The sequence below is a fragment of the Lactobacillus sp. ESL0703 genome (assembly GCF_029433435.1).
Lineage (GTDB): Bacteria > Bacillota > Bacilli > Lactobacillales > Lactobacillaceae > Lactobacillus.
Window position 1 is genome coordinate 186,077 of sequence record NZ_JAQTIB010000004.1, and the last position, 19,819, is coordinate 205,895.

At 38.5% G+C, this 19,819-nt stretch carries 20 protein-coding genes; 19 read left to right on the top strand and 1 reads right to left on the bottom strand.

Going from position 1 to position 19,819, the window contains the following annotated elements; translation table 11 throughout:
* Nucleotides 1–7 precede the first annotated feature (7 nt).
* Genes PT278_RS07100 through PT278_RS07110 form a run of 3 tightly spaced genes read left to right on the top strand, consistent with a single transcriptional unit; the run spans nt 8 to nt 2,299 of the window.
* Nucleotides 8–784, top strand: a complete 777-nt coding sequence (locus tag PT278_RS07100) for a hypothetical protein (RefSeq protein WP_277131266.1) — start codon at nt 8–10, stop codon at nt 782–784.
* Between the two features lie 11 nt (nt 785–795).
* A complete protein-coding gene (locus PT278_RS07105; protein WP_277131267.1) occupies nt 796–1,521 on the top strand; it encodes a hypothetical protein in 726 nt (241 codons plus the stop codon).
* A 16-nt stretch (nt 1,522–1,537) separates the two neighbouring features.
* On the top strand, nt 1,538–2,299 hold the full coding sequence (locus tag PT278_RS07110; protein WP_277131268.1) for a hypothetical protein: 762 nt from the start codon (nt 1,538–1,540) through the stop codon (nt 2,297–2,299).
* A gap of 62 nt (nt 2,300–2,361) precedes the next feature.
* Here PT278_RS07110 and PT278_RS07115 read toward each other — a convergent pair whose 3' ends face one another.
* The gene (locus PT278_RS07115) at nt 2,362–2,895 is read right to left on the bottom strand and encodes a 3'-5' exonuclease (protein WP_277131269.1); all 534 of its coding nucleotides are present in this window, start codon (nt 2,893–2,895) and stop codon (nt 2,362–2,364) included.
* Between the two features lie 99 nt (nt 2,896–2,994).
* On the opposite strand from PT278_RS07115, the gene murB reads away from it, so the two are divergent.
* The 16 genes from murB (at nt 2,995) to PT278_RS07195 (ending at nt 19,819) form a co-directional block, all read left to right on the top strand.
* A complete protein-coding gene (gene murB, locus PT278_RS07120) occupies nt 2,995–3,894 on the top strand; it encodes a UDP-N-acetylmuramate dehydrogenase (protein WP_277131270.1) in 900 nt (299 codons plus the stop codon).
* 26 nt (nt 3,895–3,920) lie between these two features.
* On the top strand, nt 3,921–4,766 hold the full coding sequence (gene cdaA, locus PT278_RS07125; RefSeq protein WP_277131271.1) for a diadenylate cyclase CdaA: 846 nt from the start codon (nt 3,921–3,923) through the stop codon (nt 4,764–4,766).
* Nucleotides 4,763–5,728 carry a CdaR family protein gene (locus tag PT278_RS07130; protein WP_277131272.1) on the top strand — a complete coding sequence of 322 codons (966 nt, stop codon included), beginning with the start codon at nt 4,763–4,765 and terminating at the stop codon, nt 5,726–5,728. The genes cdaA and PT278_RS07130 overlap by 4 nt, the downstream gene beginning before the upstream one ends.
* 30 nt (nt 5,729–5,758) lie before the next feature.
* Nucleotides 5,759–7,111: a phosphoglucosamine mutase gene (gene glmM, locus PT278_RS07135; protein ID WP_277131273.1), complete on the top strand. Its 1,353-nt coding sequence runs from the start codon at nt 5,759–5,761 to the stop codon at nt 7,109–7,111.
* Nucleotides 7,112–7,312: 201 nt separating this feature from the next.
* Nucleotides 7,313–9,124 (top strand): glutamine--fructose-6-phosphate transaminase (isomerizing), encoded by a 1,812-nt coding sequence (glmS, locus tag PT278_RS07140; RefSeq protein ID WP_277131274.1) that lies wholly within the window; start codon nt 7,313–7,315, stop codon nt 9,122–9,124.
* 75 nt (nt 9,125–9,199) lie between these two features.
* Complete coding sequence (locus PT278_RS07145; RefSeq protein WP_277131275.1) at nt 9,200–10,015, top strand: Cof-type HAD-IIB family hydrolase; 816 nt, start codon at nt 9,200–9,202, stop codon at nt 10,013–10,015.
* Between the two features lie 17 nt (nt 10,016–10,032).
* Nucleotides 10,033–10,470, top strand: coding sequence for a CopY/TcrY family copper transport repressor (locus tag PT278_RS07150; RefSeq protein WP_277131276.1), 438 nt, complete (start codon nt 10,033–10,035; stop codon nt 10,468–10,470).
* Between the two features lie 20 nt (nt 10,471–10,490).
* Entirely contained in the window at nt 10,491–11,201 is a 711-nt protein-coding gene (locus tag PT278_RS07155) for a hypothetical protein (RefSeq protein ID WP_277131277.1), read from the top strand.
* A 254-nt stretch (nt 11,202–11,455) separates the two neighbouring features.
* Complete coding sequence (locus tag PT278_RS07160) at nt 11,456–12,163, top strand: hypothetical protein (protein WP_277131278.1); 708 nt, start codon at nt 11,456–11,458, stop codon at nt 12,161–12,163.
* Between the two features lie 10 nt (nt 12,164–12,173).
* The gene (locus tag PT278_RS07165; protein WP_277131279.1) at nt 12,174–12,938 is read left to right on the top strand and encodes a hypothetical protein; all 765 of its coding nucleotides are present in this window, start codon (nt 12,174–12,176) and stop codon (nt 12,936–12,938) included.
* The gene (locus tag PT278_RS07170) at nt 12,935–13,720 is read left to right on the top strand and encodes an accessory Sec system protein Asp3 (protein WP_277131281.1); all 786 of its coding nucleotides are present in this window, start codon (nt 12,935–12,937) and stop codon (nt 13,718–13,720) included. Before PT278_RS07165 ends, PT278_RS07170 begins: the two co-directional genes overlap by 4 nt.
* 11 nt (nt 13,721–13,731) lie before the next feature.
* Nucleotides 13,732–15,186 (top strand): glycosyltransferase, encoded by a 1,455-nt coding sequence (locus tag PT278_RS07175; protein WP_277131283.1) that lies wholly within the window; start codon nt 13,732–13,734, stop codon nt 15,184–15,186.
* The gene (locus PT278_RS07180) at nt 15,167–16,018 is read left to right on the top strand and encodes a hypothetical protein (protein ID WP_277131284.1); all 852 of its coding nucleotides are present in this window, start codon (nt 15,167–15,169) and stop codon (nt 16,016–16,018) included. The genes PT278_RS07175 and PT278_RS07180 overlap by 20 nt, the downstream gene beginning before the upstream one ends.
* 20 nt (nt 16,019–16,038) lie before the next feature.
* Nucleotides 16,039–16,215, top strand: a complete 177-nt coding sequence (locus tag PT278_RS07185) for a hypothetical protein (RefSeq protein ID WP_277131285.1) — start codon at nt 16,039–16,041, stop codon at nt 16,213–16,215.
* The gene (gene secA, locus PT278_RS07190) at nt 16,215–18,584 is read left to right on the top strand and encodes a preprotein translocase subunit SecA (protein ID WP_277131286.1); all 2,370 of its coding nucleotides are present in this window, start codon (nt 16,215–16,217) and stop codon (nt 18,582–18,584) included. Before PT278_RS07185 ends, secA begins: the two co-directional genes overlap by 1 nt.
* Nucleotides 18,585–18,604: 20 nt before the next feature.
* Nucleotides 18,605–19,819: a hypothetical protein gene (locus tag PT278_RS07195; protein WP_277131287.1), complete on the top strand. Its 1,215-nt coding sequence runs from the start codon at nt 18,605–18,607 to the stop codon at nt 19,817–19,819.

Genomic DNA, 19,819 nt, shown 5'->3' on the forward strand with positions numbered 1-19,819 from the left:
AATTAAAATGAACGAACAAGAATTTTTGCAGCGCTTTGAACATAAGACATTTAATTACCGAGTAAAACTGGATAATGGTAATTGGGTCATGGTACGAATGTATCCAGGTGGGTATTTAGCAGTTACTTTTGCGCGCGATCATACAATAAAGTTTTCAGCACCAGTTGGTTTTTATCCTGAGGAACGCTATTGGGAATTTGACGAACAAGAGCAAGCAATCATTTTAAAAAATTTGGAGCAAACACGCGTTGTTGCTAAATACTTGTTGCCGAATAAACAGGATGATTATTGCTTTGTCTTAGAGAATGCGGCTGATCCGACCAAAGAATACGTTACCCATTTAAACTATGATTTTGATGAGCAGGATAGTTCACCCAGTGTTTTAAATAGTCAACGAGTTATTTTTTTGAAGGATGACTTAGAAGATGATGAAACTAGGACTAACATTGAGCAATATTCAGTTGATGAGTGCTGTGAGATTAAGTATCTTTATGCTAAAGATGAGTGGGACTTCGTTAATGAGGTTTGGACAGCAATAACAGATGATTTCACGCTTAAAAATATTTGCGTATACTTCAGTGGCTATCCAGATACTAAACAGGTTTTGACGGATAAGTTAACTCTTAGCTATCAAGAAGATGATGCTAAATTTGTTTCGGGTACAAAGGGTGATGTTATTGTGGTCCTGTCGCAATTGTTAATTAAACATTATCATGAGCAATTAACTGGCACTCAAGAGTTGCACACCCCAGTTGAATTGTTAGATCAAGTAATTATTAGCTAGGAGTATTTGTCGTGGGGAAAAATGTGGTAATCGCACAGTTTTTTACTAAAATGTACAATGCTCAAAGTAATGAAATTTTAGATAACATTGACATCATTAAAAAGACGCAAAAATTGTATGCATCAGCTAGTCGCTTTGGCCTAGAATTACATACATTAATTAATTTTGAAAATGAGAATGCTGTACCGCCATTGCAAAAAATCATTAATGTGGAGCCATTTTCCCATTATCCCAGTGATAAGTTTTATTTTTTGCGGTGGGAAGTTACGTTTGAATATTTACTAAAACATCCAGAAATTGAAAAAGCTGCCTTAGTTGATGCCGGCGATGTTCAGATGATGAATTATCCGTTTGCGGATGTTCAAGAGGACACCTTATATATTGGCGATGAAGGCGTCGATTTACAGACAGAAATTATTAAAAATGATTCAAAGCCGCGCTATTTAGCACAATTTATCCAGCAAAATTGTCACTTACAATTGTTAAATGCTGGAGTATTAGTGGGGACGCGGCAGGTTTTACTAGAATTTTTGGGAATTTTAACTGAATTATATGTTCAGGATGCATACGAACAGACAGTTCATCCAGATGAGGCGCATTTAGGTAATTATGAGATGTCATTAGTAAATTATGTTGCTTACCAGTGTTTTACAGATCGTTTACGTCATGGCCGTCAAGTGGTGACACGTTTTCAATATTTTGAACGAGCTTCATCTGCTTGGTTTAAGCACAAATGATAAGTGAGGTACTAGTGTGAATGAACATGAATTTTTGCAGTTGGTTAGTGATCGAGTCTTTAACTTTCAGTCCAAACTAGATAATGGCAACTGGTCAGTTGTATTGATGTCAGAAGAGGCAGCGTACTTAACGGTGATTTTTGCTCAAGATCATAGGCTGCTGTTTCCTTCCAAAATTGGTTTTTATCCGGAAGAACGCTATTGGGAGTTTGATGAACGAGAGCAACTAATTATTTTGAAAAACTGGGATCAGACCCGCATTACTGCTAAATATTTATTGCCTAGGGAACCCAATGACCACTATTTTATTTTAGAAAATGCGGTCGATCCTAATAAACGCTATATTTTGTATAAAAATTTCACGTTTACCAATCAAATAGAACAAAAGCCTGTTTTAGCAAATCAACGGGTTATTTTTATGGTCAATAATCCGAATAGAGCTGCAATTGAGACCTATGCGCTAAATAATAATTGTGTTGTACATTGGTTAGATAACGTGCAGGCTGATTCTTGGGCCTTAATTAAGCGAGTTTGGCAAGAAATTTATGCTAACGAACGGATAAAGCAGGTGGGCATTGTCTTGCTGGGAATGGCAATACTTGGGCAAGAGCTATTAACTAAAAATTTAACGGTTAGTTCGCAGCTAATTTCAGGAACTAGGGAAGAAGTTGTAATCGTGCTGGCACAGCTATTGATTAAGCATTATCATCAATTATTGGCAAAAGCGCCTAATGAGTTACCATCGCAGTTATTAACTAAAGTGGAGCTGGATAATTAAAAATCAATATCCGAATTTGTTGGATCAAAATAACCTTGATAGCGAAAATTATCAAGGTTATTTTATATTTGATAAACCAAATTTTTAATTGCCTCATCACCGAATTGTTTATTTTGAGCGATTAAGATGCCGGCGCAAGCCTCGCTGTCGCTGAGGGCATTATGGTGATGCCATAATTCAACATTTAACGCGTTAGAAACTGTGTCCAGCTTATGGTCTTTAAGCTGGGGTTCAAATAACTTGCTGGTTTGCAGGGTATCAATGACAAAATAATGCGGTTCTTGAATATCATAGCGGGCCAAGCTTTGGCGCATGACATTGGTGTCAAAGCGGGCATTATGAGCAGCAACTAGCATTCCTGGTTGGTACAGAGCCTTAATTTGCGGCCAGACCTCAGCCATTGTTGGTGCATCTGCTACATCAGCTGCCGTAATATCGTGTATCTGAATATTGCGTGCATCAAATGGCATCTGCGGATTGATTACAGTATAAAACCGGTCGACAATTTGATTGTCCCGCACCATCACCAATGCTAGTGAACAGGCACTTTCGGGATGATGATTGGCAGTTTCAAAGTCCATTGCGATAAAGTTCATTTTTTCTCCTTAAAAACTTAATTTTAGTATAACATAGGATGAAGCCAGCAGATTAATGCGGTAAAATATAACAAGATGTAATTGAAGGGACGTTTAGCTTTGGAATTATTGAATTTAAAAAAGTATGGAATTGACATTAAAGAGCAAGTTCCACTCAGTAAATATACATTTACTAAAACTGGTGGTCCCGCGCAATATCTTGCTTTTCCCAAGAATGAAACAGAATTAACGCAGCTAGTAACGGCTGCACAAGAGACAAAACTTCCCTTAACGGTAATTGGCAACGCGTCAAACCTGATTATTCGTGATGGCGGAATTGCTGGATTAGTGCTTATTTTAACAGAGATGAAGCAGATTACGGTAACGGCCGATCAGGTAACAGCACAAGCTGGCGCGCGAATTGTTGATACTGCATTTACTGCCGCTAATGCTGGCTTAAGTGGATTAGAGTTTGCGGCCGGAATTCCCGGTAGTGTCGGTGGTGCTGTCTTCATGAATGCTGGCGCCTATGGCGGTGAGACTTGTGAAGCAGTGAAGTCCGTTCGAGTTCTGACCCGCACTGGTGAATTAAGAACTTATAATAGGGATGAAATGCAGTTTTCTTACCGGCACTCGCTAATACAAGAAACTGGCGATATTGTAATAGCAGCTACCTTTGAGCTAACCCCTGCACCAAAGGCACCAATCTTAGCTAACATGCATTATTTAAATGCGTTGCGGCGCTATAAGCAACCGCTTGAGTATCCGTCTTGTGGTAGTGTCTTTAAGAGACCGGCGGGACATTACGTTGGGCCAATGATTATTCAAGCTGGCTTACAAGGACGCCAAATTGGTGGTGCACAAGATTCAACTAAGCACGCCGGCTTTATTGTTAATAAGGGTGGCGCGACGGCAACGGATTACCTAGACTTGATTCACTTAATTCAGAAAGTTATCAAAGAAAAATTTGCCATTGACTTACAAACTGAGGTTAGAATTATTGGTCAGAAAGCTGATTAAGAATATCCTATCAGAAAGGAGTATTTATGCATTTTAATCTAACAAATATCTTTACGTGGAGTAACTTTTCGTTGGTGCTCGATGTTTTGATTATTTGGTTTTTGGTTTATCACCTAATCATTTTGATTAGAGGAACCAAGGCGGTGCAGCTGGCTAAGGGAATTGTGCTGATTTTTATTGTTCGGATTATTGCCGGTGTCCTGCAGCTGCATACGACCACGTGGCTAATCGATCAGATTGTGTCGTGGTCAGTTGTTGGAATTATCGTAATTTTTCAGCCAGAGATCCGGCGTGGTCTTGAACATTTAGGTCGGCTGCCGATTTTTGGTGGCCGTGAAGAAAGCGCGCGTGATGAGTCGATTAAGTTCATCAAGGAACTAGACAAGGCAATTCAGTATATGTCCAAGAGGCGCATTGGGGCCCTAATTACGATTCAACAGGAAACCGGACTTGATGATTATATTGAAACTGGTATTAAGCTGAACGCTGATGTTACCGGCGAATTATTAATTAACATTTTTATTCCGAATACACCGCTGCATGATGGGGCGGTAATCATTAATCAAGACCACCAAATTGCCGTGGCTGCTGCATATTTACCACTATCAGATAGTACGATGATCCCGAAGCGTTTGGGAACTAGGCACCGCGCAGCTGTCGGGATTTCCGAAGTAACGGATGCCATTACCATTGTAGTATCAGAAGAAACCGGTGGCGTAACGATTACCCGCAATGGTCGCTTCTTACTTGATTTGAGTCGCGACGAATACTTGAAATACCTTAAAGCAGAGCTTGTACCCAAAAAAGAAAAGAATACCAAGTGGTACCAAAAGATATTGGGTAAAATCTGGAAGTGGGGTGCTGATCGATGAAGAATTTTTGGCATAAGTCATGGGTTATTCGTCTTGTCTCGTTACTGATTGCGGTCTTGTTAGTCATTTATGTTAATTATACCCAAGAGGGTTTCATGACTCAGGGGCAGTCAGATCGGACTAAACAGACAGCTACTCAAACTCGAACCGTCAAGGTACCGCTGCAGGTTTCAGTTGATACTGATAATTACTATGTTGTGGGTTATCCAGCCAAGGTTAGTGTTACATTAGAGGGATCTAACGCTTTGGTTACTTCAACGATTAATACCCAAAACTTCCGTGCCTACATTGATTTAACGAATAAAAGTATTGGTGAACACGATGTTCGCGTGCATGTTAGTGGGTTAAACAAACAATTGGCATATACAATTAGTCCAAAGACCGTGCATGTAAATATTCAACGACGAAAATCGACGACAATGCCTGTTCAAATAGAGTATAATAAGACTGCTGTGGCACACGGTTATAAGTTGGGCAAGGCAACTGTTAACCCGCAACAAGTTGAAGTAACAGGGGCGCGCAGTGAGGTTGATCAGATTGACCAAATTATTGCTAAAGCCGTTTTGCCGAATGGTATTAATCATCCGTTTGAACGTCAGGTTAATCTGATTGCCGAAGACCGTAAGGGACAGCAACTCAACGTGATTATTGAACCGGCAACAGCTAAGGTAGTGTTACCAATTTCAATTGCCAAAAAAGAGGTCAAGTTAGAATTGGTACCTAAGCATGAAAATACTAATAAGGTCTACTCATTAACAGCTAAAAATGATTACGTGACTATTTATGGCAATCAATCAACATTGAGTAAGATTAAAGAATTAACAGTTCCTGTTGATTTGAGTGGTGTTAATGCTTCAACTACCAAGATGGTAACATTAAAGTTGCCAAAAGATGTTATTAAGGCAAGTAGCTCGCAGGTGAGTGTACAAATTAAAGTTGCAAATACAAATGATTCTAAATAATCGAAAGCTAGAAAAGGAAGGTTGTTTTTAATGTTAAAATATTTTGGTACCGATGGTGTACGTGGAGTCGCAAATCAAGATTTATCTCCAGAATTAGCGTTTAAGTTGGGTCGTGATGGCGGCTATGTTTTGACAAAAAATAAGGCCAAGGACCAGCAAGCTAAGGTTTTGGTTTCTCGCGATACTCGAATGTCAGGACAGATGCTTGAATATGCACTGATTTCAGGCTTACTATCAGTTGGTATTGAAGTTTTGGAAGTTGGTGTTATTACTACACCGGGCTTGTCTTACTTAGTACGTGCTCAAGGCGCCGATGCTGGTGTGCAGATTTCAGCATCACACAATCCAGTTCAAGATAATGGTATCAAGTTCTTTGGTAGTGATGGTTTGAAGTTGTCTGACGAAATGGAAGGCGAAATTGAAAAATTAATCGATGCTAAGGAAGATACTTTGCCGCGGCCATCAGCTGAAGGCTTAGGTACAGTAACCGACTTTCATGAGGGTAGTTCCAAGTACCTGCAATTTATTGAAAACACAATTCCAGAAGACCTTGACGGAATTAAAGTCGTGATTGATGGTGCTAATGGCGCCGCAAGTAGATTGATTTCACGGTTATTTGCAGATTGTGGCGTTGATTTTACCACGATTGCTACCCATCCAAACGGAATGAACATTAACGATGGTGTTGGTGCAACCCATACTGAAAAATTGCAAGAAGAAGTAGTTAAGCAAGGTGCTCAATTGGGCTTGGCCTTTGATGGGGATGCTGATCGCTGTATTGCTGTTGACGAAAACGGTAATGAGGTTGATGGCGACCATATTATGTATGTTTTGGGTACTTATATGGCTGATGGCGGCCGCCTCAAGAACGATACAATCGTGACTACTGTGATGAGTAATCTTGGCTTTACTAAGGCACTTGAAAGAAAGGGCATTAAAAACGTCCGCACTCAAGTTGGCGACCGTTATGTTTCTGAAGAAATGCGTGCCAACGGTTATAACCTTGGTGGTGAACAATCAGGTCATGTTATCATGAGTGATTATCACAACACTGGTGATGGAATGCTGACAGGTTTGCACTTGATGCTAGTTATGAAGAGAACTGGTAAGTCATTGACCGAGCTATTAGCTGACTTTAAGGAATACCCACAATGTCTAGTTAATGTTCCTGTTGATGACAAGAAGAGCTGGCGTGAGCACCAACCAATCCTTGATGTAATCAAGGAAGTTGAAGCTGATATGGCGGGTGAAGGCCGCGTTCTGGTTCGGCCATCTGGTACGCAATCACTCTTGCGGGTGATGGCTGAAGGCCCAACTCAAGAAGAAACTGATGCTTATGTTAAACGCATTACCGATGTTGTTGAACAAGAAATGGGTATCTAAAATTTGAAATTAAAAAGAAGCAGAGAAAAATATTTTTCTCTGCTTCTTTTTTGCTATGATAGACTATCCTTGCCTTAGTCTATACCAATTATCAAATTTCATACTTGACCAATCTCTATAAATAGACTAATATTCCTTCTGTAGCTATAAATTTGAATTTAATCAATCTTAAAAAATCGAACTAGACCAAAGGAGAAAAACATGTGTGGAATTGTTGGAATTGTTGGTAAATCAGCCAGAGAAATTGTTCTCAGCGGCCTAACTAACTTAGAATACCGTGGCTATGATTCAGCTGGAATTTATCTTAATGACCTTCAAGGCAACGAATATCTGACCAAGACAGTTGGCCGGATTCAGAATTTGAAAGATGAAATGACTCCAGATGAGCAAGGACAAGTTGGTATTGGTCATACACGGTGGGCAACCCATGGTAAGCCAACTACAGCTAATGCTCACCCACAATTTGATGAAACTAACCGCTTTTACATGGTTCACAATGGTGTCATTGAAAACTATCAGGAACTTAAAGATAACTACTTACAAGGAGTAGACCTCAAGTCAGACACAGATACTGAGGTTGTAGTTCAATTAATTAGTAAAATTGCCCGTGATGAGCAACTTGATGCCTTTACTGCTTTGAAAAAGGCACTGCAACTTATTAGGGGTTCTTATGCAATCTTGCTGGTTGACAACACTAACCCTAGTCACATTTATGTTGCTAAAAACAAGTCACCAATGATGTTGGGATTAGGTGATGACTTCAACGTTATTGCTTCAGATGCTTTGTCAGTTCTGGATCAAACCAAGACTTTTGTTGACTTGCATGATGGCGAAGTTGCTGACATTACCAAAGATGGCTATGAATTAGAAACCATTACTGGTGAAAAGGTAACGCGGACCCCTCATCATTTAGACATTGATCCTGATGCTGCTTCAAAGGGTACTTATGAGTTTTACATGTTAAAAGAAATCTCTGAGCAGCCAAGTGTGTTGCGCCACTTAGTGCAATATTACCTTGATGAAAATGGTGAGCCTAAAGTTGATACGCAAATCGTTGATGCCTTGTCTCAAGCCGAGAAGTTTTATATTTTTGCGGCAGGAACAAGCTACCATGCTGGTTTAGTCGGTAAGGCTTTATTAGAAAAGTACACGGGAATTCCAACCGAAGTTGGCTTTGCTTCTGAAGCTGGTTACCACTTCCCAATGATGCCTAAGAATTCATTCTTGATTTTCTTGTCACAATCTGGCGAGACCGCTGATTCACGTGTCGTTTTGCAGGCCGCAATTAAGCGTAACTTACCAAGTTTGACACTGACAAATGTGCCTGGTTCAACTTTGGCACGGGAAGCAACATATTCAATGTCACTAGAAGCTGGTCCAGAAATTGCTGTTGCTTCAACTAAGGCTTATATTGCTCAAGTTGCTACCCAAGCGGTTTTATCTAAGGCAATTGGTGAAAAGCGCCAAATTGCTGCTGCCCGAGACTTAGATTTAACTCATGATTTGAGTCTTGCTGCTGAAGGAATTGAGCAAATTCTAACTGACCAAAAGCATATTAAGCAATTGACCGATGAATATATCGTCCCATCACGCAATGCGTTTTACATTGGACGGGGAATTGATTATCCGGTAGCTCTTGAAGCAGCTTTGAAGCTGAAGGAAGTTTCTTATATTCAAACAGAAGGCTTTGCAGCTGCAGAATTAAAGCACGGAACGATTTCATTAATTGAAAAGGACACACCGGTTGTTGCCTTAATTAATGATCCAGTAACTGCAGACCTAATGCGCGGCAATATCCAAGAAGTAATTGCCAGAGGAGCCAGCGTAATTACTGTTGCCACTAAGGAATTGGCAAAACCGGATGATGATGTTGTCTTACCTAAACTAAATTATTACCTCTCACCACTAATTACAGTGGTAGTCGCACAACTGATTGCCTATTATGCCTCTAAGGATAAGGGACTTGACGTTGATAAACCTCGCAATCTTGCTAAGAGCGTTACAGTAGAATAATTATTGAAAAAAGTCGTAAGTAATTACGACTTTTTGTATAATAAAGGGAATGAATTAAACTGTGGGAGGTAAATTATGGCGATTAAATTAGTGGCAGTTGATCTTGATGGCACGCTGCTGACGACTGGTAAGCAAATCCTGCCGGAAACCGAAAGGGTCTTGAAGCAAATAAGCGGTCAAGGAATTAAGGTCGTATTAGCGACGGGTCGACCATTGTCTGGAGTAATGCCGTATAATCGGCAGCTCGGACTATCTGGTAGCGACCAATATAATATTGTATTTAATGGTGCGGTTATTCAAAACTTAGCAGGTAAGGTAATGATGGACATGAAGATGGACTATCGTGACTTCGCTAATATGTTGCGTTTGCAGCGGCTAGCACATGTCAACTTACACTTTGAAACGCCAGATTGCTTCTGGACATGTGATCGCGACCTCGCACACCACTTAACAATGAATGCGTCTGTCAATTTGACTACGATTAAGGTGCGCAAGGCTGAAGAAATTCCCCAAGACTTTACTTTTAACAAGGTTGGCTTTAGTATGACTGAGAGTGAAGCTGAAGTTGATAAATTATGGAACAACATTCCTGATTGGGTCTTTGCCAAATACGATGTTGTGCGCAGCTTTCCAAGTATGGTAGAGCTGAATGTGGTCGGTGCGTCTAAGGGCAATGCTTTAATGGAGCTCGCTGATCGGCTTAAGATTGACCAAAGGCAGGTAATGGTTTTTGGCGATCAAGGTAATGACATTTCAATGTTTAGTAATCCTAATTTCTGTAAGGTAGCAATGGGTAATGCCACTGGTCAGATAAAGGACGCCGCTGATTACGTTACTGATGATAATGACCATGACGGAATTGCTAAAGCACTTAAAAAGCTCGTGCTGTAGTAGAATGAGTTGACAAGATGACAGAAAAAATTAAAGAACATAATATTTCTGAAGCTGAATGGGAAGTTATGCGGATTGTATGGACGCTGGGAGCAAGCCATACTGGCGATATCATTAAGCAGCTGCAGGCTAAAAAGAATTGGTCCGAATCGACGATTAAGACGTTGATGGGGCGCTTGGTAAAAAAGGGTTTGCTAAAGACGCGCAAGGATGGCCGCCGCTTTGTCTATAATGCGACAGTAACTGAAAACCAGATGATGGTTCAAGTAACAACTGAGATGATGAATCACATGTGCGACATGCACAAGGGCCAAATGTTAATCGAAATCTTGAAGGGGATGCCCTTGTCCAAGGCAGATATTGCGACTATTGAGCAAGAATTGAATGAAAAGGCTGCTACGGCGCCAGACATGGTTGATTGTAATTGTTTGGCTGCAGGTGCCCATGATTGTTAAGAGAGTGAGAGAATACTTTGATGAAAAAAGTTGTGCGAATGCTGCTGCGAGCAGTATTTATCGTCGTTATCTTTGTTTGTGGCTACTTGACGCTTAAAAGTCCTGTTACGGTTAACGTAACTGATGTTCATGAATTAGCCCGTACTGTGATTAATCAAAATGCGACAGCGTCAGGCAGCACAACTCTCAAAGATGCATTGAAATTAGCCCAAAGTGCGGGGCTGGAAGATAAGGTTTTAGATCAATTACCTAAGCAGTATCATCATGATTTGTCCTATATGGGCTTGTATAATCTTAGTGTGACTTACGAAGCTAATGGCGAAGTGACAGCTCGGAATTTGTCGCTGCCACAGAATAATCAGACAGAAAAGGCAGTTAATCATATCATCTTGCAGAATATTAATCGCGAATTAGCTGCCAACAATAAGCAGGTAGAGCAAGTTATTAATATTTTTCACTATGTAATCCTAGTAATTATCCTAGGCTTTGTATTAGCAATCTTGTTGGTACTTTTTGGTAAATATGGTGCCTCAATAGCGCTATTATTAACAACGCTTGGTTCATTTGGGATTCTGCAATACTCAACGGGCCAATTGGTCATGAGTTTACGCGATGCTGTTTATCGTGGAATTGACTTTACCACCTCGACAATGCTATGGACAGGGTTAGGGCTGGGCGTGATTGCTGCAATTTTGTGGCCGATCTGTTTAAAAGTAACAAAGAAAAATTAATTTAAAATAAAGCGAATTTCTTCGCTTTATTTTTTTGCGCAAAATATTTTTAGACTAGTAATTCTTTAGTTAAGCAAGCTAAATTATAGTAATGAAGATGTCTAACATTATGGTAAGTATATGTATTATGTGAAGATAATTATAACTATTAATCTGTTTTGGCATAAAATTTAATAAAAAATAAGTTAATTTAGTGATAAAATAAGTCTATAATATTATCTTAACTAGATTAAGAGATTGGAAAAAATAATTTTATGAAAAATGTAGTTATTGGTGAATATCTAACCAATGAACCTGAAAAAGCAGTTGATCTCGCTGAAATTTCGCGGCAATTAACAACCTCAGTAAGTAAATTTGGTGTTGAAACAGACATTCTAATCAACTTTAAAAATGACCAAGAACTACCGCAATTAGTGAAGGCAGTTGAATGTCAGCCGTTTGCTCATTATCCTTATCAAGGAGTAAAATTTTATTTTTCACGTTGGGAATTTGCTTATAAATATTTACTGAAGCATTTTGAAATAGATCAGGCAGCTTTGGTGGACGTCGCTGATGTTGAAATGATGAACTACCCTTTCAATGATATTGAAGATAATGTATTATATATTGGTGATGAATATAATGACCTAAACACGTATATTATTGAGGATGATGGGAAGCCAGATTATTTAGCTGATTTTACTCATAAAAATAAGTATCTGCAGTTATTAAATGCAGGTATTCTTGTGGGTACCCGGAAAACTTTACTTGAATTTTTGGGTATTTTCATGAAGCTTTATACTGATGATACTGTTCAAGAATATTTAGGTCAGGGCAATACCCATTTTGGTATTTTTGAAATGGCAATTGTAAATTATATTGCCTATACTTTTTTTGAAGGACGTATTTGTCACGGTCGTAAAGTAGCATCACGTTTTATGTATGCTGATCGGAATGGTGAATCCTGGTTTAAACATAAGTAGGGGGTGAATAATGACTGAAGATGAAGTAATCGCGCTTTGTTCGGGGCATGATTTTGTTTTCAAAACAGGCAAGCCCGAGATAACTATTTACATGGGCAGAAATAATGCCATTTTAATGATTAGGTTGAATCCAGATCATACTGTAGGCCTGCCAACGCACGTTAGCTTTGGTCCCGATGAGCACTATTGGCATTGGGATCAAGAAAAGCAATGTGTAATTTTCACAGATGAAAATGATAAATTCATTGTATCTAAGTATTCAGCACCAGTTGTTGAAGAAGGCAGATATATTGAAATGACTTGCTTAACTGAACCTGATACGCGTTATGTAGCGTATTTAACACTTGATATGGAATCAAAAGTAATAACGGATACTGTTTGGAGTAAACAATTTTTACTTTTGGCTAGTCAGAATTATTCCCAAGATGAGCAAGCACGGATTAATGACTGTGTAACTGCTAAACAAGCCGAAGTTAAATGGTTAGCTAACCAAAATGATTGGCAGCTAGTTAATTCGGCTTGGGAGACAGTGGTCAGTGACAGTCGTTTACGCTATGTCTGCTTATTATTTTCAGGGGAATTATCTGCAAGTGATGACTTTTTCCCGAGTAAATTGCAACTGCCGCAAGATGATAGTAAACAGTTTCTTGCTGGACCACGCAGAGATGTTCTGCAAGTCCTGTCTCAGCTATTAATTTGGCATAATGAACAAATTATGGCTGACTCTGAGCAAGTTTCTCCAATTGTGATGATGAAGGAAGTTGTTACACAATGACTGAAAAAAAGCTGCTGACGGCACATTTCTTTTTTAGACCGCAGAATATGGCGTATATCTATCTATATGGTGCAAAAGTTAGTTTTAGAGATGAAGACCTTTTTTATCAAAATGCGATTGTTTCTCCTGGTAAAGCGGTTGTTACCTGGGAAGAGCGGCATATTGAGACGGCTGACTTTGTCCCTAATATAACGATGCCGAGATTGGCAATCGGTACTAAGTACCAATATCAAATTGAAAGTGAAGAACAGCCGGTTGATTCGATTGCATTGGCTTTGACTACCTATGACAGTAGCCTAGAGCAAAGAGATTATCGAATTTTTACTTCTAAAGAGGGCGAATTCAGTTTAGAACCCGAAGAAGAAAAATATCGCTTTGATTTGGCCAGTATGGGCAACCAAAAGTTGTATTTTCAGCATTTGTTACTTGCTGAGGTGCCGGTTCTTGATGAATATACTTTTACGGTAAAAGATGTTGGCAATATACGCACAATTTGGACGCATTATAATAGAAGATCAGAATTTATGCCGGTATTAAATGTATGTGTACGAACGCATACGTCAACGGTTCAAACGATTAGTTTTAAACCGCAGCAAGATAATTTGTTTATCTTTATTCCTGTGCAAATTAATGGTCAGGGACAATTTAGTGATGAACAAATAGATGCGATTGTGGAGTATATTGATGAAATTAGGGCTCAAGGCTATGTATTGCAAATTGAGAATAACCAATCAACTACTTCACTAGTTAAAGCAATACAGCAAAATATTAATAATGATTGATAGGAGATAATATGGATTTTTTCGTTAACCAAGCAATGGGGATGGGTAATTCAGGAATTGAACATTCCGAGTTCTATCGTGCCAAACGATTTGAAGAAGCAGGGATTCCTTACCGCTTTTTATTTTTAGCAGAAGTACCAGAATTGCATAAGGCAATGGATAAGTGGCGTTTGAAGAATGAAAACGTCATTAACATGTGGGAATACTTCGTTTTAGGTGATGATTATTTGAAGAATGGTCTGACTGAGACTTTCCCTGCTAAAAAGGCACGTGTCTTGTCAGATGCAACTAATACAATGCGGATGAATGAATTTTATACTGATTCCGGATTACACATTGTGCATCACTTTGTTAAGGAACAGAATAAACAAAAGCCTGAAAGTAAGATCTTGATGGTACGCGTTTATCAAACACAAATTTTTAGTACCAAAACTGGTGAGTTAAAGGTTTCTTACGAAACACTTAATAATGCTCATGAAGAAGGACGTTTGCAGAATATTCACCTATATACAGAACATGGTGAGCACCTGTATTTTGCTAATATTGTTCGCTTATATCGGTATTTCTTTGAACAATTAGACCGCTTCTTCGGTGGTAAGAGCAACTTTTACATTGACCGTGGAGATTGGGCTGACGAAGCATTAATGCATGATCCAATTCCGGAAGCCAAGATTATTTATCTAATTCATGCCGATCACTTGGCTGACCGTGTTGATCCAGCAAAACCATTCTGGAATAATTATTACGAATATCTACTTGACCACATTAAAAAGGTTGATCGTGTTGTCGTATCAACTGAGCAGCAACGGCAAGATTTGCTCGTTAACTTCCCTGATGAAGCAGATAAGATTTGGGCGATTCCAGTTGGTGGGATCAGTGATAAGCCAAAGAAGATTAAGGATCGGACACCTAACGGTTTGAAACTAATTACAGCTTCACGTTTGGCTAAAGAAAAGCATGTTGATATTGCTGAAAAAGCGGTTATTGAACTGCATAATGAAGGTAAGAATATCAGCTTTGACATTTATGGTGCCGGCGAAGAAAAGAAGCATCTTGAAGAAATCGTCAAGGAAAACCATGCTGAAAAATACGTTCATGTTCGTGGTTTGTCACAACATTTAGAGTTGGTCTACCCGAAGCACGATGCATTTGTTTCAACTTCATTTTCAGAAGGTTTTGGTTTAACTTATATCGAAGCCCTCAACGCTGCATTACCTGTTGTTACGTTTAATGCCCGTTTTGGTGCTACCCAGTTAATTCGGGATGGTGAAAATGGCTTTATTGAAGACTTTAAACGTGATGATGAAGCCTATGATGTTGCTCAAATTAAGAAGGGTATCACACGTTTGTTAGATGCAGATTACTTAAAACTGCGTCGTAATACTCAAGTTGGAATTGATGAATACCGTAATAGTGCAATTAGTAAAAAATGGAGGAAGTTAGTCGATGGATTACGAGCTAATTAATGAAGTTAACAGTTTAAGTGGCAATGTTTTAAATGAAATTAAAACAAGACTGAAAAAGAGTAATGGTCAACTTTTATGTCTAACTTCAATGCCCAACATGCGTAATTTTTTGCAAGCTAATGGGATTCAAGGAACAACTCTGATTGATTCTATTACTGGTCGGACGTATGATCCTACGTCTTATCGTTACTTTAACGAAGTTAATATTCCAAGTATGGATTATGTCCAAATGCAAAAAGACAGCAGCATCTTTGTCGATGACCAAGGCATCTTTATTGCGCGGGAATACTTATTCCCTAATACGCGCCGTGCAACGCAGGACATTCGTTATTTAAATCCTGATGGCAGTTATGACTATATTGAAGAATATGCTTCCGATGGTAAAGTCTATAGTCACCTTTATTATGCAAATGGCAAGTTGGAAGAAATTGAATTTGTTGACATGCAGGGTCAACCAGTAATTCGGTACTTTTACTATGAGGGTAACCTTAACTTTATTACAGTTGAAGATCCAAAAGAACATGAAGTAATTGCACGTTACAATAATTTACTTGACTTTTATATCGATCAATTAAGCAAATTAATGACTAAGGATGATACAGTCAACATTAATTTCTTGGGGATTGAATTAACAGCATTGCAAAATACGAAGTCACATAATCAATTCTACTTGTCAGAAGATCCAGTTGATAATAATGGTGAAGTTCGTGGCAATTTGGCAAGTATTTTAAAAGATACAATTCCATATATTAATACGGTAAAAATGAATAAAACAGCATATAAGAAGTTACGTCATGCAACGGTTCCGTTAAAGAAAGCTGAAATTGTCTAATAGTTTTTTGAGGTGTACTAATGAAGAACTCATTGTCCAAAAAAATTGAGGAAGACTTTGCGTACGAAAAGAAGGAATTACCTTCAATGAAAGATCGACGCAAAACTAAATCAGAATTGGTGCTAGCTTTGTTAAATATTTTAATTGGAGCTGGTATTTTGGCGGGGATGTTATTACCCCTACTTAGTTTGAAATAATGATGCATATTAGAAATCACCAATACTGGCGAAAAACAAACCAGATTATTACATTAAAAACAGAATATGAGCAATTAAGTGATGAAGCCTTGCAGGCTAAAACTGCTGAGTTTCGTAATCGTCTTAAAGCTGGTGAGTCACTCAATTCTTTACTTGTTGAGGCCTATGCAGTAGTTTGCGAAGCTGATAAACGTGTTTTGGGGTTATCACCTTATAAAGTTCAGATTTTTGGCGCAGTTGCCATGCAGTTTCATAATGTTATTGAAATGAAAACTGGGGAAGGAAAAACATTGACTGCCACAATGCCGATGTATTTGCATGGCTTAGCAGGCAATGGTAATTTCTTAATCACTGCCAACAGTTATTTGGCTAAACGTGATGCCCTTAATATGGGACGGGTTTATCGGTGGCTTGGTCTAAGTGTCGGCTACAATGCTGATCTTCATGAAGAAGAAAATAAAGATGAAGATAAAGATGTAGACCAAATAAAGTATAAAAAAGAAGTTTATGCCAATGATATTGTCTATACTGACGGCGGGACATTTGGCTTCGATTATTTAACTAATAATTTGGTTAGTTCGGCTGACCAGCAGTATATGCCAGCATTTGAATTTGCGTTAATTGATGAAATTGACGCAGTTTTACTTGATTTGGCAACTACGCCGTTAGTAATTTCTGGTCGACCGAAAGGAAAGTCAAATTATCCAGGTTTAGCTGATAAATTTATCAAAATCTGTGAAAAAGACATTGACTATGCCTTAAGTCCAGATCAGAAAAATGTTTGGTTCTTGGCCTCAGGTATTAGAAAAGCCGAAAAATTCTTTAAAATAGAAAATATTTTAACAGAAGAATATTCAAATTTATACTGCCACTTGATCTTTGCTCTGCAGGCAAATAAGATTCATCTTCGTAATCGCGATTATATTGTTGAAGATGACAAAGTAATTTTGCTGGATAAAAACAGTGGTCGGAAGATGGTCGGCATGCAGATGCAGGCCGGAATACAACAAGCTATCGAAACTAAAGAGGGACTAGAGAATAGTCCGCAAGAGCAAGTTATTGCCACCATTACTTATCAAAATTTATTTCGTTTGTTCCCGCAGTTAGCAGGAATGACAGGAACAGCCAAGGGTGATAAACAGGAGTTAATGCAAGTTTATCGCTTAAATGTTGTTGAAGTACCAACTAATAAGCCAAGTATTCGTGAAGACGAACCTGATAAGGTCTTTTATACTGCCAAAGCAAAGTTGATGGCGTCACTTGACCTAGTTAAGAAGAATTATAACTTAGGGCGTCCAGTCTTGATTGAGACAGGATCATTGACATTATCAAATTTATATTCGGAAATGCTATTACAAGCACATATTCCGCATAGTTTGCTTAATGCATGGTCAGTTTCGCAAGAAGCAACAATGATTGAAATTGCTGGGCAAGCAGGCATGATTACAGTGTCAACTTCTCTTGCAGGACGCGGGACAGATATTGTTCTTTCTCCTGAAGCTAAAAAAGCTGGCGGCTTGCTCGTGATTGGTACAGAAAAGATGCCTCTTAAGCGAATTGACGATCAATTACGTGGACGTTCTGGCCGTCAAGGACAAGCAGGAACAACGGTCTTTTACACTTCGCTGCAAGATCAGCTGGTTGGTCGCTATCCTTCTAAAAAAATTGCTCGCAAAGTTGCTCGTCACGAAAATGACAAGCAACAAGAGATACCGCACAGTAATCGTTATCGGCATTTCTTTAGTCGCTTACAAAAAAGTGTTAAGTATGAGGAGCAATCTTCACGCTTCATGGTTTTGGAGTATGGTGAAATTGCGCGTTTGCAGCGTGAAGCTGTTTATCAGGCTCGCGGGCAAATCATCAAGATGAATCAGGAACTAGATCAGGTTGTGATTCATAGTATGCAAAAGGCCATCAAAAATTTCCTGAATAATGAAGATTTGACTTTGGCTGAAATTAACGATTTTGTTTGTGATAATATGACCTCTGAATTTAAAAATGAATCAGAATTGGCGTCAGCTTCTTATAATGAGCGTGAGCGCTTTTTGAATAAGACAGCGCTGCAGGCATTAAAGGCTAAAAAGCATACATTAGCTAATGAAGATGCTTGGCAATATTATTTGCAGCTAGCGATTGTAAAGGCAATTGATGATGCTTGGGTTGATGAAGTAGATAATCTTGAAGCCTTGCGTTCAGTAACAGCCCAAAGAACAACAGGTCAATCTAATCCACTATTTGAATATCAAAAAGAGGCATTGGCAAGTTTTAATCGAATGAAAGAAGATATTATGCGTAATATCATGCGTAATGTACTTTGTTCTGAGGTTAATGGCAGTAACATTAAAGGAATGCGAATTTATTTTGCTTAGAATTAAGAAAGGAATTGGCGATGTTAAATAAAAAAGTTTTACATAAGCGAATTCTTTGGACATTATCGTTAGTAACAGTTTATATCTTGGGTCAGTTCATCATTATTCCGTTCGTTAAGCAAAGTGCCGCAGCTGGTTATTTAAAAGCTAATACGTTAATTGGTATTTTGGGGATGTATACTGGATCTCAAACTTCCAGACCGTCATTGTTAATGCTCGGTATCGGGCCATATATGACGACTAATATTATGGTTCAAGCGGTTACTTCACTTGACTTGAAAAGATTAAGGCAAATTTCTCAGCACACATGGGGAATTATTACAAACTTTATTAGTTTGATAGTGGCAATTTTGCAGGCATTTCTTTATGTAAATAATTTTAAGAAGGCTCTATTACCTGTTTACGTCAATCATCATAATATCAGTTTTTACCTAGCAATTATTATTTTGGTAACTGGTGGGATGATTTCAGTTTACCTAGCTAATGTTATTTCTGAACGAGGAATTGGTAATTCTGCAATTTTAATGGTGCCGCAGTTAGTATTGTCATTGCCGTCATTGTTGATTCGTGGTTGGGGAACTAGTCACTTTAACTTTTCAGTTATTAATACCATTATTGTTATTTTGACAACTTTAGTAGTTGTATTCTATGGCTTGGCATTAATTCGTGCCGAGGAACGGGTACCATATCGTGAACCGCAATTAATGAGTGAATTTGCTAAGTCATATTTTCCAATTAAGTTATTGACTGCGGGTGCGATGCCGTTTATGTTCTCGACTTCACTATTCATGCTGTTGCCAATGCTTGTTAAAAATTCGCCGTTAAAGGTTAGAGAATTTGTTTTTAGTATTGTTTCGATTAATAAACCAATTGGGATAGTTTTTTATGCAATTGTTATTATTTTACTAAATTTTGTTTTTGGTCTAATTACGCTGCAGCCTAGTGTTAAAGCACGTAATTTCAAAGAAAATGGTAGTTATTTTTATAAAATTGTGCCGGGAATTCAGACAGAAAAATTTATTATGCATAAGTTTACAAGATTAACTTGGGCAAGCAGCTTTATTTTGATTTGCTTAAGTATTTGGCCATTATTGCTTGGTCTCTGGCTGCCACAAATGGCCAATTTAACGCCATTTATTGGTAACTTGTTTATCTTGATTATGATTTTGGATATGATTGAGCAAGAATTTCAAACTTTAAACAGTGAAAAAGAATACGTAATTGATTTGAAATAG